Below are 12,417 nucleotides of genomic sequence, written 5' to 3'. Positions count from 1 at the left end.
GGGATCCTGATCGGCTGCGATTGGGCCGGATCGGATTGGGCGGGCATTGCTGACTCAATGGCCAGTGATGCCGAACTGCGGCGGTGGTGCTGGGGATTCACCCGGCAGACCTGCCGCGGGCATTGGAGTTCTGCGGCGTCGTTGCGCCCTGCCCGGCGCCGGGTTTGGACGCGGCCAGGCTCGCCGCCAGGTTCCGCACCCGCCGCGCCGCGGCGCGGATCTGCCTCAGCAGCTTCCGCGACTGCGCCTGTCCCACTTCCGCTTCGGTGATACTCAGGGCGATCAGCTTGACCACTGGCGGCAGCATGCCAAGCCTGCGGGCCATTTCGATGTGATCCGCCAGGCCCAGCCCGTGCGTGCTGCCACAGGATTGCCCCACGGCCAGTCGCGTCCTCTGCGGCGAGTCCCAGTCGCACTCGATGAGGGTTCCGGTGGGCAAATCGTCAACCCGCGCCGCATCCACCACAATCAACGCGCTTCGCGATCCCAGGTGGTTCAGCAGCACGCTCGGATCCGTTGACAGATCCAGCAGCTCCACCCCGCTCATCGGATGCCGCTCGAGCGCGCGCAGCACCTGCGCGCCGAACGCGTCATCTCCAGCCATGACGTTCCCGCAGGCCACCACCAGAATCGGAGCAATCTTCGAGTTCATCAATGCGACACTCCCGAGGTCAATTCAGCGGCGACATGTGCGAGGGTCGGCCTAGAACAACCCCACCAAGCCCGGTTTCCCAAAACAAAAGAGCATACAGTCCTGTGAATTTCTCTGCAAGTCCGCATTTGACACAAGGGGCCGCCGGCATCATCGCCGCTGTTGCGAAAGATACGCTTGCAGTTCTTCGGGTGTGTTGACCTGGGCGTTGGCCGGCCAATCCGTGGGCAGCGGCAGGGCTACTGTCCTGAGGGCGTCGAGCAACTGCTGCATGGCCAGCCTGCCCGATTGCAGGTGGGATTCCACAACCGGTAAAGCCGATCGGGCGTACAGCGCCAACAGCGGCTCCCAGTATGCATGCCGGTAGGCCACCGCATCAGCGTCGGCGTCGGTCGCGCGCAGCAGCGCCGCCAGCCATTTCGGTTCCAGAACAACCCAATCGCATGAGGCGAGCAGAATCCACGGCGTGTCGGCATGATGCAGCGCCGCGTGCAGCCCGGACAGCGGCCCGCAATCCGGCTTCAGATCGGCGATCGTCGCAATGCCCAGATCGTCATATTCTCCGGCCCGCCGCGCCACCGCCCGCACCGGACGGAACATCGTCCGCAGGCCGTCGGCCACTCGCACGATCAGCGGCTGACCGTTGACGATCGCCCGGGCCTTGTCCGAGCCGAAGCGACTGCTCCGCCCGCCGGCAAGGATGTACGCCGATATGGATGCGGGATCGATCATCGACGCCTGCTTCAGGGTATCTGATGTGGCGAACCAGACTCGATGCTGGCGGCCGGGCAATCAGCCGCCTGCACCCGCGCAGCGCGACATACATAGACAAAAGGCCCGGAAAACCGGCGTTTCCCGGGCCAAAGGTCTTATGCGGCCGAGAGGAGTCGAACCTCCACGGGTGTTACCCACTAGAACCTGAATCTAGCGCGTCTGCCAATTCCGCCACGGCCGCGGCGCGAATGCAATTCACGTATCTGCTCTGCAAATTTCATGATAGGCGCGCCCGCGCGGCTGTCAAGACTGCCGGGCCCGGGGTCGAACGGCGCTTGCCCACACGTGCCTCACGCCGCAAATCCTAACCGACGGCGGCGCGTGCGGACCGACACGAGCGGATCCTGTGAGGCGTTGCAGATGAGCCCGGTGGGATTCGAACCCACGACCTACGGATTAAAAGTCCGTTGCTCTGCCTGCTGAGCTACGGGCTCGGCGGTGGCCACGAGGCGCTGTGCCTGACAAGGCGCCGACGGCCAAATCAAAGCCCACGGCGCAAGTGGCGAGGGATTCTACGCGCCCCAACAGCCGCGTCAAAGCGGGGCACGGCAGCGGACCGGGTATGAATTATCGGCCACCCACCGCACTGGAACCGTGTACAATGATTCTAGCGCGCCCGAGTGGCCGCGGGTAACTTGGGACACGCACCGAACACGGGGGGACTTTGGTGGCGTTGACGCAACCTTGGCCAGGCACAACCGGGAGATCATGCATGCAACGACAGACTGGAGCGTACCCCGCCGGACGAGAGTTGAGGCGATCGGGGGCATGGCAGCTTGCGGCCGCCGCGGCGATCGAATTCGTGGTGGCTGGTGTGAGCCTGGCAAGTGCCACCGCGCAGACCTCGTCGCCCTGGTTGGGGTCTTCGTCGGCGGCGGATACGATCGGCCTGTGGTCGCTATCGTCGATTCAGGACATCCGATTCACGCGACAGCCGTCGGCGCACGCGTTGCCGGTGATCAACTCTCCGCCGATCGAGGGGTTCAGCCCGTACGTGGTCTTCGGGCTGACCAACGAACAGGATCCGGATGGGGAGTTCGGGTTTTACGGGGTTGCCAGCAACTTCCCCGGGGGCAGTTCGCTGCCGATTGGCGGCGCGCCGCGGTATTTTGCGGCGCTGCTCGACAGCGGATCACAGGTGCACTACTTCCGCAACGCCGACCTTGACGCCATGCAGTTCGCCAGCTCCGGGCTGGTGGGCAACGCGACGCTGACGGTGGGTGGCGTCGCCGGAACAGAAGTGGCCGACGTGACCGATGCCCTGGGGGTGTACGTCAGTGGGCTGGGCAATGCCACGTTCAGCGCCGGCCAGATCAATGTCAATCCGCTGAGCCTTCGCGGGCAGTGGAACGTGCCGGTGTTGGCGCAGCGTCCCGGATCGCAGTTGCCCAACATCATCGGCTCGCCGATCCTTCCCCACTATCAGGTGCGGATGCGAAACAGCCTGCCGCGAAGCCTGAACACCGGAACGCAAACGTTGCGCAGCCCCGACATCCAGCTTCTTGCGCCCAACTCCTCGTACGATCCGGCGGCGTATTTCAAGCTCAGCGTGGACGTGTTGTCGGTCAATGGGGTGACGCCCGACCCGTTCTATCTGCCGAGCCTGCGAAACTTCAACAACTGGGCGGATGACCCGACGACACCCGGGGTATGGGCCGGGCTGTTCGCCAATGCCCGCGCCACTCACACCGCCGGACAGGGGGACACGCAGCAGTTTCTGTTTGACACCGGCGCGGATGTGACAGTGCTGAGCCGGCAGACGGCCTCGCAGGTGGGGATTTTCACCAGCGGCCCGAATCCCACGCCGCCGGATTTCATCGTCACGGTAACCGGCGCCGGCGGCGCGGTGGCCAACGTCCCGGGCTTTTACATCCAGAAGCTCAGCATCATCACCGAGGGCGACGCCTTCGACTTCACCAACGTGCCGATCCTGGTGATCGACCTGCCCGACCCGCGCGACGGCGTGGGGTTCGTGCCGGGCGTGATCGGGATGAACCTGTTCACGGATCGCGATCTGATCATCAACGGCTCGACTTCCGATCCGTACGTGGCATGGACCGAACGCTGGCAATGGACCAACCCCGCCGGAGGCAATTGGAGCACCGCCAGCAACTGGAACCTGGCGCTGCCAAACGGACTGGATACACAGGCGAATTTCCTGGGGGCCATCAGCTCACCCAGAACCGTCACCGTCGATGGCGCGGGGTTCACCGTCGGCACGATGAACTTCGACAACGCCAACCGCTACACCATCGCCGGGCCAGGCAGGATCACGATGCAGGTTTCGGTTGGCTCGGCACTGATCGGCGTGGGCAGCGGCTCTCACACCATCGCCGCACCGATCACGCTGGCCAGCGACACCATCGTGCATGTCGCTCCGGCGGCCTCGCGGCTGACGGTCAGTGGCGACGTCGTCGCGACGGGTGTGACGCTGACCAAGCGCGGGCTGGGGATGCTGGAGATGACCCGCGTTCGCTCCGCGGGATTGAACATCGAGGATGGCACCGTGAGGATCTTGAGCAACGGGTCGGCAACGGGAACCAGCCGCGTGGGAACGCTGATGATCGAAGAGACGGCCGGCACGACAGCGCGACTCGACCTGGGCGACAATGATCTTGTGGTGGACAACGCCAGCCTGAGCGTCATCACCGCCAGCATCAAAAGCGGGCTGGAGAACGGCGGCGCGTTCGACTGGCAGGGAACGGGAATCATCAGCTCCAGAGCGTCGGCCGACAATGCAACGGCGGGAAGTTTCCTCTACGGGCTGGGCGTGCTCCGCAACGACCTGTCGCAGGTGGGCGGCTCGGGGCCGATCTATACCCAGTTCTCGGGTCAGTCGCTCGCCGGTAATGAAGTGCTGGTGAAATACACGTATTTCGGCGACGCGGATCTGAGCGGCAGCATCGATGCGACGGACTATTCGCTGATCGACAACGGCTATGTCAACAGCCTGAGCGGATGGATCAATGGTGATTTCGATTACAGCGGCGTGATTGATGCCACTGACTACGCGCTGATCGACAACGCTTACGTGAACCAGGCCGGTCCGCTGGCCGCCGCGTTGATCGCCGAGCATGCGCGGATGTTTGGCGGTGAATATCTTTCGGCGTTGAACGCGATCCGCGCCGGGGTCATTCCCGAGCCGGGCGCCGCTGCGATCGGCATCACCGTCCTCATGCTCGCCGGCCGGATATGCCCGGCGCGCGGGCTTCGCCGACGCCGCCCGACGTGACCGATCGCCCTTGGGCTCTCGAGAATCCGGGCTCGCGATTCAACTCCGATTGCGTCAGATTCCGCGCTCCGCAATACGCGATCCACCATTCGCCTCGTCTTGGCGTGCTGGCTTACAGCCCGCCGCAGCCGGTGGTTGTCCCCCACGGGCGTATCGATACACTTATCTGCATCAATGGCCGGAGAGTTCACTGTGGCGCAACAGCAACAGGGGCAACAGCAGGGTCTGAAGGTTCTGGCAGTGGTGTCGGTGCTTGGCAAAGACCAGAAGGGCGTCGTGGCGCAGTTCGCGACGTATCTGGCGGAGCGTGGCGTCAACATCGAAGACATCGAGCAGCGCGTCGTCCGCGGCTTCTTCGTCATGGACATGCTCGTGGATCTGAAAGACGTGAGCTGCGACCTGGCGGAGCTGATCACCGGGCTGCTGGCGCTGGGACAGAAGATCGACATGGAAGTCCGCGTGCATCTGCACAGCCAGCGAAAGGAAAAACGCATCGCCGTGCTGGTCAGCAAGGAGCCGCATTGCCTCAAACAACTGATCGAAGACTGGCGGCTGGCCAAACTGCACGGGCGGCTGGCAGTCGTGCTGGCCAATCATCCGGATCTGGAGCCGATCGCCAAAGAAGCGTCCATCCCCTTCGCCTTCTTCCCCTCCGACAACGTCGAAAAACATTTCGACTGGCTGTACCGGACGCTGGAGCAGCACAAGCCCGACCTGATCGTCCTGGCGCGATACATGCGCATCCTGCCGCCAAGAATCGTCCAGGCCTATCAGAACCGCATCATCAACATCCATCCCTCGCTGCTGCCGTACTTCCCCGGCGCAGCACCCTACAAGCAGGCCTACGAGAGCGGCGTCCGCGTCCACGGATGCACCGCCCATTTCGTCACCGAACAGCTTGATGAGGGGCCTGTCATCCTCCAGGATGTGTTCCACATCAACGTCGGCGTCGATACCGTCGAAGACGTCAAACGCAAGGGGCTGGAGCTGGAAGGCCAGGTCCTCAGCAAGGCCGTGCAGCTCTTTTTGGACGAAGAACTGGTGGTCGTCGATGGCAAGGTGATCTTCAAGCCCGGCATCAGCCGCTTCGTCTCCAGCTCATCGGCCAATGCCGCAGCGGCGCCTTCCCAGCCCGGCTGAACCAGCGCATGACGCACGGGGCATGATGCACATCGCCGCAGATTATCAACCGATCTTCCGCGAACTGGGCATCGATGCCGAAACGGTCTTCACTCATCCGCTGATCAAGCCCTGGCGAAGACTGGGCGACCGCGAGAACTGCATCCTCAGGGCCACGCTTGCACACGGGCAGACCATCCGCTGGCATGTCAAACGCTACGCCCCGCCGCGAATCGGCGCTTCCACGCCCGCCAGCCTCGAAGCAAATGGCCATCGCGAACTGACCACCCAACGCATCCCGACGGCCAAGCTGCTGGCCTGGGGACAACTGCCCGACCGACGCAGCTTCGTGATCTTCGAGGATCTGGATGGCTATCAGGCCGCCGATCAACTGGTGCAGGCCGGCACCGCGTTCGAGCAGTTGCTGATCCCCACCGCCGAGCTGGCCGCCCGGCTCCACCGCGCTGAACTGCATCACCGCGATCTTTACCTGTGTCACTTCTTTGCCAGGCCCCTGCCGGCCGGCGGCTTCGACGTGCGCCTGATCGACTCGGCCAGGGTCCGGCGACTGCCCACGCTGTTCACCCGTACCCGATGGATCGTCAAGGACCTGGCCCAGTTCTGGTACAGCACTCTGCCGCTGCCGATCTCCGACCAACAGCGCGATCGCTGGCTGGCTCACTACGCCCGCGAGTGTGGCCTGCCATCCGTCGAGCCGCTCAAACGAAAGGTCGTGCGCAAGGCCGCATGGATCGCCAGGCACGACGCCCTGCTGCGCCGCCGCCAGCCCCACAGAAACATCTCCATCCCCGCCGACGCTTCTTCCGCACGCTCATCCGCCCCGCCCACTACTGCCCACCTATAATTCCTCGCCGGCCAGGCAAACGCTGGCCTGTTGGCATCCGGCACTCGGTGTGATAAATAAGTCTTCCCAGCCGACTCCAGGCCTCTTGGCGGAATTGGCAGACGCGATGGATTCAAAATCCATTGCCCGAAAGGGCGTATCGGTTCGACTCCGATAGAGGCCATCCCCTTTTTTGCACCGATTCGCACGATGTCGTATCTTCAGGTAAGTTCGATGGTTCCGGCGTTATGGTGCTCTCCGCTTTCCGCGCCATGCTGCCCGATTCCGCCGTATACTGTGCCGGATTCTGTGCCGCGCTTGCCGGGGTTTCCTGAGGGATTGGGGGCCAGTGTGCCGGATTCTGTGCCGCGCAAACCTTTTGTTCGGGTACGCGGGCGTGCTCCCGAAGGGCCAGGGCGTCAGCCGCACACCGAAGGGGTAAGGCGTCAGCCGCATCCGGGGCCTTCGCCGGCTCGGCGATCGCGCGGGCGAAGTGAGCATCCAGGGTTTGCAGGTAGTGCTCCATCGCCACCGCTCCCGTGTTGCCGATCCAGTCGCAGACCACGTGCATCGGGTAGCTCTCGGCAAGCTCGGTCTGGCGTGTTGCCCGCAAATTGTGCCACAGCTTCGGCCAGGGCGTCACGCCGGCGCGCCGGATGATCTTCAAAAACTGCGTCCGCAGGTTCACTGCCAGGTCGCGATAACGGGTGATCACGTACTCGCTGCCCGGCTCGGCCTGCTCGAAAACGTCCAGCAGCGGCTGCCGCAGCTCCGGGAAAAGAGGAATGATCCGCTCGCCTTTGCCGATGTGCTCCAGCTTCGGTTGCGGCACGCGAAGGCGGTTCTGATCCCACAGCACATCCGACCAGCGCAGCGACAGGGCCTCGCTGGGTATCCTCAATCCGCCGAAGCGGGCCAGCGCGATCAGCAAACGCCACTGGGCATCCGGGGCAGCGTCCAGCACCTTCTCGATGACCTGGCGGGAAATGAACGCCTGCCTCGCCCTGTTGGCCCTTGTGGACGCCGCCATCCCCTCGAACGGGTTGGCCGAGCGCAGCAGTCCCCGGCGGATCGCCGCCTTGAAATACTGCCGGCTTCTGCCGATGGTCCGGCGGATCGTGTTTTCCCCCAGCCCCGCCTTCACCAGCGACTGGCGAAATGCTTCGGCCTCGTCCGGGCCGATCGTGCGCATGTCCCGGTTCTCGCCGAAGTGGTTGACCAGATACCGGCGAACCTGCTTCAGGCCAATCACCGTCGCCGGCTTCAGGCCAGGGCGTCCGGCGAGGTACTCATCGATGAACGCCCCCAGCGTCACGCGCCCGCCGGGGCGGGGTCTGACCAGCCCTGCCGCCACCAGCCGCCGGTGCAGCGCGTCGGGCAATTCGGCCAGCCAGCGGGCGGTTTCGTCCTCGATCAGCTTCCCGCCACAGGCCGCGGCCACCAGGTCCTCGATCTTCACCTTGAAGGCCTCGGCCTGCTTCATGCTCGCCTTGCCCAGGCGGATCGTCTTCCGCCTGCCGTCGGCAGCCACGAACAGGATCCGCTTCCTGCCGTTGGGATCGCTTCCAATCGTCGCCATCGTTCACCTGTCCTTTCGCCGCCGGCTCGCCGGCAGCAGTTGAAGTCCGAAGTATTCTGCAAGCTTGTCCGCCGACCCAAGCGACAGCCCGCGCTTGCCGCTCATGAAGCGGCTCAGCGCCGCCTGCGAAATGCCCGTCGCCCTGGCGATTGCGTAGCGGCTCTGCCCGCTCCGCAGGATCGCCTCACGCAACCGATCGCTGATACTTCCGGCCTGCATGGGCAGCATCATAACCGCTGCTTTCGTTTTGTCAAGCAACACTCAGAATCGATTGCCTCATGCGCCGCCCGGTCGGTGCCTGTTCCACCGGGCGGGGGTGGATCGTTCCAGCGCAGGGCCAGGGCGTCAGCCGCCGTCGTCCGCACGCGGCGCCACCCCGAAGCCGTCTCCCAGGAACCGGCGCAGCTCGGCGGCGCTGAACTCGGCCAGGCGCTTCCCAGCATACTGGCGCGCGGCAGCCTCCAAGCTCAGAGCCAGGAACTCATCGTCGGCGTCGGGGACGCCGGCGTTGGCCTGCGCCCAGGCCTGCCGCACCTCGGCCAAGGCGATCGCGGCCTCGCTGGCAGCGGCGGGCTGGGCCTGGCCATTCCCGCCGAAGGCGCCAAGTTCGCCGAACTTGTCATCTTCGGGGCCGTGGCACAGAAAATTGCCGTTTTTTCCTTGATTTTCACGAAGGCGCCAAGATGCCAAGTTCTTGGCGAACTTGGCATCTTCGGGCCTGGGCAGGCGCCACTGCCAGCCGCCGCCGAAGGCGTTTTTGTCGCGCACCACCCCCATGGCGTCAGCGGCGCGCTGGACGGTCCGCCAGGCCAGACCGGCGGCGGCGGTCTCTGCGCGCACCCTACCGGCCTCAACTTCGCCGTCGGCCAGCAGCTTCGCCAGCCACTGCGCAGCCGCCTTCAGGGCTTCTGGCTGCGGGCCTGGCCTCGACCCTGGGGCGCCACTCTCGTGCACCAGCGCTTCATCGGCGGTCATGGCCACCGGCTCGCGCGACCATATGAGCCGGGGCGGCTCGCCGCCAATGATGAAGGCCAGGCCGTCGCCCTCGGCGGCGAGGTTGTTCTTCCCTGGGACGAGCAGGCGCACGCGCGACCTTCTGCCGGTGATCTGCTCGTCCGCCTCGGCGTCGCCCCGACGGCAAACGTGCCACACCGCCCGCGCGATCCCAGTGAAGGCGCGGCTGCCCAATGCGAGATCGTCGGCGATGGAGCCGGCGCTTTTGCGCCTGTGTGCCACCACAAGCACCGCGGGGCCGTACTTTTCGGCCAGCTTCGCCACGGGCGCAAGCACACTGCGCACTTCGTTATCGCGATGCGCGTCCGTAGCGCCGCCGATAAAGCTCCCAATGGGATCGATGACGACCAACTTACAATCCGGGACCTGCTTCAGCGCCGATTCCAGGGCCGGCAGGTCGCCCAGCGTGAACATTCGCTCGCGCAGTTTGGCCTGCTCATCCAGCCAGCGCACGGCTGATAGCAAATGTACTTTGCGCGCGTCAGCGCCGTGGGCGTCCAGGCGCGGGCGGATCGTGTCAGCCGGGTCGTCTTCGGCTGAAACGATGATCACGCTTCCGCGCGGGCAGGCTGTGCCGTCGGGCCAGGGCGCTCCGGTGCTGACGCGCGCGGCCATATCGGTCGTCAGAAAGCTTTTCCCTTCGCCGGGCCGGCCAACGAGCAGTGTGATCCGGCCGAGCGGTACGCGCCCCGGCCAGAGCCACTCGACCTCGCGTGGCTCCACATCGGCCAGGCACGTGAGCACCGGCCCGGCCAGCGGCCCGCTAGTCACGGGGCACCTCCTTGCGCCGCGCGATGAAAGCCTCGATGTCGCGCACGTCGTATCGCACGGCCCGGCCTATCTTCAGCCGCCTTACCTGGCCGGTTTGCGCGAGGTTCCAGAGGCTGCGCTCGGAAATGGCCAGCGCCGCCGCCGCCTCGCGCGGCGTCAGCAGCAGGCGTGGCGGGGCGGGTCGCGCCGCCGAAAAACCGGAAGGTGTGTTGGTGCTCATACCCTGCGCGAAGCGGACATCCGGGCATCCGGCTTGCGGCGCCAAAAATGGCTTTGGCGCAATCCCGTAGCGGTTTGCACGCGAAAGCGGAAAAAAGCGGATATCCGCTTTTGTCCGCTTTTTGTCCGCTTTCAGCGTGTCGCGTCGGGCGGAATGATCGACCGGGCATTCTTCGCCCTGCCGGCGCGGGGTGAGTTCTTGCGCTGGCCGGCGGCCTTGCGATAGGCGCGAAGCTGCCGCTTCCATGTCTCGCGTTGCGGCAGCTCGTCCGGCGATTCGCAGTGCGCGCAGACATAGCTATACGCTTGGTCGTCGGTCAGCGGCCTGCCGGTCTTCTGAAGCGCCTGTTCGTACTGCTGGCCGGCGACCTGCGCAGCGCGATACAGACGCGGCGTACTCGCGGGGGCTGTCCGGCCCTGCCGCCCGTGGTCCGGCTTGCGCCGCATCCTTCGCAGCCTGATATCCAGCCTTCGCATCATCCGGGCGAGCATGCGCTGACGCGCGGCGCTCAGGGCGATAGAGAAGTCGGTCCCCCTGATGGATTGCGGCAGTTGCGGCGGGTGACCGTCGTGAACGAACTGCGCCAACTGGCCCATCATTTGCGCTGCGCCGGCGAACGCCTCCTGCGCCTGCCGGTCATTCAGGTATGCGGCCAGCGCCGCCAGCCATGCGTACTCGCGGCCCAGGGCCTGACAGGTTGCAGCCAGAGCGGCTCGTGTCCGGGCGTAAGCGGCGATCAGCTTCTGATTGCCGCCAAGTCGGGCCAGGTCCTGCGCTGCGAGCTTCAGGGTCGCGACGTACTGCCCGGCCAGGTCCTTGAACCTTCCGAGAAGCTCGCTGATCCGCCTGTCGTGTTCCAGCAGCGATGAAGAAGTGAAAGGCATGCCTCACCTGTCTGCAATCGGACCGGTCCGGGCCGGCCAGCGCGACAGGTGAGAAAACGCCGGCGAAGCCCGGACCGCTTGGCGGGGATCAGCCGCCGTCCCGTTCGTGATTGTACGCCGCCTGATCCGCGGCGGTTCGTGACGGCGCAAACTGGCACCGTTCGGTTATGCCCCCCCGGTGCCTGTTCCACCGGGCGGCGGGGGTGGATCGTTCCAGCGCAGGGCCAGGGCGCCCGGCGAAGATGCCAAGATGCCAAGTTCCTGGCGAACTTGGCGCCTTCGGGGCCCTGGCACAGAGAATCCCCGTTTTTCCGTTGATTTTCGCGAAGATGACAAGATGCCAAGATCCTGGCGCACTTGGCATCTTGGCATCTTGGCATCTTCGGGGCTGGGCAGGCGCCACTGCCAGCCGCCCAGCGCAGGGCCAGGGCGTTAGCCGCCCGGCGCGGGGTTCAGCAGTGCCTCAAGCCGCTGCTGATCGGTGTCGCAGGCCGGCGCAACGATGTCCACGACCAGCGGCGGGGCTGCGCCACAGCGTGGGCAGCGCTGATCGGCGTTGTAGGTGTGGTGCTCGCTGCCGGCAAAGCGCCCCTGAACCATCACCAGCGCCACCCCGCCGATGCCCAGGCGACCCCCGCAGTGCGGGCAGTCGGCGTCGCGAAGCCTGCCGGCCATACGTTCCAGTTGATGGAGTTTTCGTCTTACCATTGGCCTGTCCGCTGCTGCAATTGCCGCAGCGCCTGTTCCAGGGCATCCAGACGCTGGGCGAAATCCAGTTCCACCGGCGGGCCAAGCAGCCGCTGGAGAAGTTCCCGGATCGCCGGCACGTCGCCCCGCCTGGCTTTGCGCAGCAGCGCGGCGATGACGTTGCGCAGGTCCTGGGGCGTCACAGCCCGAAGCAGCTCGGCACGCAGGCGGGCAACCCGGCGGGCGTGGGGGTTGCCCGGCCCGCCAGGATTGCCCGCGGCGAAGCGCCCGTTGGCGTTTCGTCCGTTTGATCCGTTTGGTGACGACGTGCTCATTGTCAATCCTACGCGGGCAGCAACTGATCGGATCGCGGCTAACGCCTCATGCCTTTGGCCAGCAGCCGCCGCACGGCCTGGGCCTTCTGGGCCTTGCTCAGCGGCAGCGAGGCGATCAGCTTCAGCGCCTGGCCAAAGTCGCGATCGAAGTCCGCATCCGCCTTGCGCTGGTCGTCGCGTATCGCTGCGGCTTCGCCGTCCGCTTCGCCGGCGTCGGGCGGCTGACGCCTTCGGCCTTCGGCGAGCGGCTGAACCTGCTGTAGCTTCTGAAGATTCTGAAGCTGCAGAATCAGCCGAGGCTGCTGC

General features: G+C 65.4%; 13 protein-coding genes, 3 tRNA genes and 1 pseudogene. 6 read left to right on the top strand and 11 right to left on the bottom strand.

All coding sequences use genetic code 11. The annotated features are described in order from the left end of the window. Positions 1-97: 97 nt before the first annotated feature. From ACQS5P_RS14280 to ACQS5P_RS14265, 4 genes are all read right to left on the bottom strand, one after another. Entirely contained in the window at positions 98-652 is a 555-nt protein-coding gene (locus tag ACQS5P_RS14280; protein WP_428937292.1) for a hydrogenase maturation protease, read from the bottom strand. A 150-nt stretch (positions 653-802) separates the two neighbouring features. Further along, positions 803-1,384, bottom strand: a complete 582-nt coding sequence (gene mobA, locus ACQS5P_RS14275) for a molybdenum cofactor guanylyltransferase (RefSeq protein WP_428937291.1) — start codon at positions 1,382-1,384, stop codon at positions 803-805. A 140-nt stretch (positions 1,385-1,524) separates the two neighbouring features. Then, positions 1,525-1,607, bottom strand: a tRNA-Leu gene (locus ACQS5P_RS14270). 180 nt (positions 1,608-1,787) lie between these two features. Then, positions 1,788-1,860 (bottom strand) — tRNA-Lys (locus tag ACQS5P_RS14265). 278 nt (positions 1,861-2,138) lie between these two features. Here ACQS5P_RS14265 and ACQS5P_RS14260 point away from each other — a divergent pair. From ACQS5P_RS14260 to ACQS5P_RS14245, 4 genes are all read left to right on the top strand, one after another. After that, positions 2,139-4,658, top strand: coding sequence for an aspartyl protease family protein (locus ACQS5P_RS14260; protein WP_428937290.1), 2,520 nt, complete (start codon positions 2,139-2,141; stop codon positions 4,656-4,658). Positions 4,659-4,850: 192 nt separating this feature from the next. After that, positions 4,851-5,798: a formyltetrahydrofolate deformylase gene (locus ACQS5P_RS14255; RefSeq protein ID WP_428937289.1), complete on the top strand. Its 948-nt coding sequence runs from the start codon at positions 4,851-4,853 to the stop codon at positions 5,796-5,798. A 22-nt stretch (positions 5,799-5,820) separates the two neighbouring features. Then, a complete protein-coding gene (locus ACQS5P_RS14250; RefSeq protein WP_428937288.1) occupies positions 5,821-6,642 on the top strand; it encodes a lipopolysaccharide kinase InaA family protein in 822 nt (273 codons plus the stop codon). A 79-nt stretch (positions 6,643-6,721) separates the two neighbouring features. After that, a tRNA-Leu gene (locus ACQS5P_RS14245) sits at positions 6,722-6,805 on the top strand. A gap of 390 nt (positions 6,806-7,195) precedes the next feature. Here ACQS5P_RS14245 and ACQS5P_RS14240 read toward each other — a convergent pair. Beyond that, positions 7,196-7,651: pseudogene (locus ACQS5P_RS14240) on the bottom strand (tyrosine-type recombinase/integrase); the annotation flags it as partial. Between ACQS5P_RS14240 and ACQS5P_RS14235 the strand changes: the two are divergent. Beyond that, positions 7,593-8,243: a hypothetical protein gene (locus ACQS5P_RS14235; RefSeq protein WP_428937287.1), complete on the top strand. Its 651-nt coding sequence runs from the start codon at positions 7,593-7,595 to the stop codon at positions 8,241-8,243. The pseudogene ACQS5P_RS14240 and the gene ACQS5P_RS14235 overlap by 59 nt on opposite strands. On the opposite strand, the gene ACQS5P_RS14230 is transcribed toward ACQS5P_RS14235, so the two are convergent. The 6 genes from ACQS5P_RS14230 to ACQS5P_RS14205 form a co-directional block, all read right to left on the bottom strand. Continuing rightward, positions 8,204-8,419, bottom strand: a complete 216-nt coding sequence (locus ACQS5P_RS14230) for a helix-turn-helix domain-containing protein (RefSeq protein ID WP_428937286.1) — start codon at positions 8,417-8,419, stop codon at positions 8,204-8,206. The genes ACQS5P_RS14235 and ACQS5P_RS14230 overlap by 40 nt on opposite strands. A 126-nt stretch (positions 8,420-8,545) precedes the next feature. After that, positions 8,546-9,985, bottom strand: coding sequence for an AAA family ATPase (locus ACQS5P_RS14225; protein WP_428937285.1), 1,440 nt, complete (start codon positions 9,983-9,985; stop codon positions 8,546-8,548). After that, a complete protein-coding gene (locus ACQS5P_RS14220; RefSeq protein ID WP_428937284.1) occupies positions 9,978-10,205 on the bottom strand; it encodes a helix-turn-helix domain-containing protein in 228 nt (75 codons plus the stop codon). The genes ACQS5P_RS14225 and ACQS5P_RS14220 overlap by 8 nt, the downstream gene beginning before the upstream one ends. A 131-nt stretch (positions 10,206-10,336) precedes the next feature. Next, a complete protein-coding gene (locus ACQS5P_RS14215; protein ID WP_428937283.1) occupies positions 10,337-11,089 on the bottom strand; it encodes a hypothetical protein in 753 nt (250 codons plus the stop codon). A gap of 432 nt (positions 11,090-11,521) precedes the next feature. Next, positions 11,522-11,764, bottom strand: coding sequence for a hypothetical protein (locus ACQS5P_RS14210; protein WP_428937282.1), 243 nt, complete (start codon positions 11,762-11,764; stop codon positions 11,522-11,524). A 26-nt stretch (positions 11,765-11,790) separates the two neighbouring features. Continuing rightward, positions 11,791-12,111: a hypothetical protein gene (locus ACQS5P_RS14205; RefSeq protein ID WP_428937281.1), complete on the bottom strand. Its 321-nt coding sequence runs from the start codon at positions 12,109-12,111 to the stop codon at positions 11,791-11,793. On the opposite strand from ACQS5P_RS14205, the gene ACQS5P_RS14200 reads away from it, so the two are divergent. Beyond that, the gene (locus ACQS5P_RS14200) at positions 12,111-12,374 is read left to right on the top strand and encodes a hypothetical protein (protein WP_428937280.1); all 264 of its coding nucleotides are present in this window, start codon (positions 12,111-12,113) and stop codon (positions 12,372-12,374) included. The two genes, ACQS5P_RS14205 and ACQS5P_RS14200, sit on opposite strands and share 1 nt — an antisense overlap. The last annotated feature ends 43 nt before the right edge of the window (positions 12,375-12,417 follow it).

This window comes from Fontivita pretiosa (assembly GCF_050410795.1).
GTDB lineage: Bacteria > Planctomycetota > Phycisphaerae > Tepidisphaerales > Tepidisphaeraceae > Fontivita > Fontivita pretiosa.
The sequence above is the reverse complement of the archived record's forward strand: the minus strand, read 5'-3'. Positions and strand labels throughout refer to the sequence as shown.

Coding starts and splice junctions, on each gene's coding strand:
- ACQS5P_RS14280 (WP_428937292.1), bottom strand. CDS start 652: ATGAACTCGAAGATTGCTCCGATTCTGGTGGTGGCCTGCGGGAACGTC.
- mobA (WP_428937291.1), bottom strand. CDS start 1,384: ATGATCGATCCCGCATCCATATCGGCGTACATCCTTGCCGGCGGGCGG.
- ACQS5P_RS14260 (WP_428937290.1), top strand. CDS start 2,139: ATGCAACGACAGACTGGAGCGTACCCCGCCGGACGAGAGTTGAGGCGA.
- ACQS5P_RS14250 (WP_428937288.1), top strand. CDS start 5,821: ATGATGCACATCGCCGCAGATTATCAACCGATCTTCCGCGAACTGGGC.
- ACQS5P_RS14235 (WP_428937287.1), top strand. CDS start 7,593: ATGACCTGGCGGGAAATGAACGCCTGCCTCGCCCTGTTGGCCCTTGTG.
- ACQS5P_RS14230 (WP_428937286.1), bottom strand. CDS start 8,419: ATGCAGGCCGGAAGTATCAGCGATCGGTTGCGTGAGGCGATCCTGCGG.
- ACQS5P_RS14220 (WP_428937284.1), bottom strand. CDS start 10,205: ATGAGCACCAACACACCTTCCGGTTTTTCGGCGGCGCGACCCGCCCCG.
- ACQS5P_RS14215 (WP_428937283.1), bottom strand. CDS start 11,089: ATGCCTTTCACTTCTTCATCGCTGCTGGAACACGACAGGCGGATCAGC.
- ACQS5P_RS14210 (WP_428937282.1), bottom strand. CDS start 11,764: ATGGCCGGCAGGCTTCGCGACGCCGACTGCCCGCACTGCGGGGGTCGC.
- ACQS5P_RS14205 (WP_428937281.1), bottom strand. CDS start 12,111: ATGAGCACGTCGTCACCAAACGGATCAAACGGACGAAACGCCAACGGG.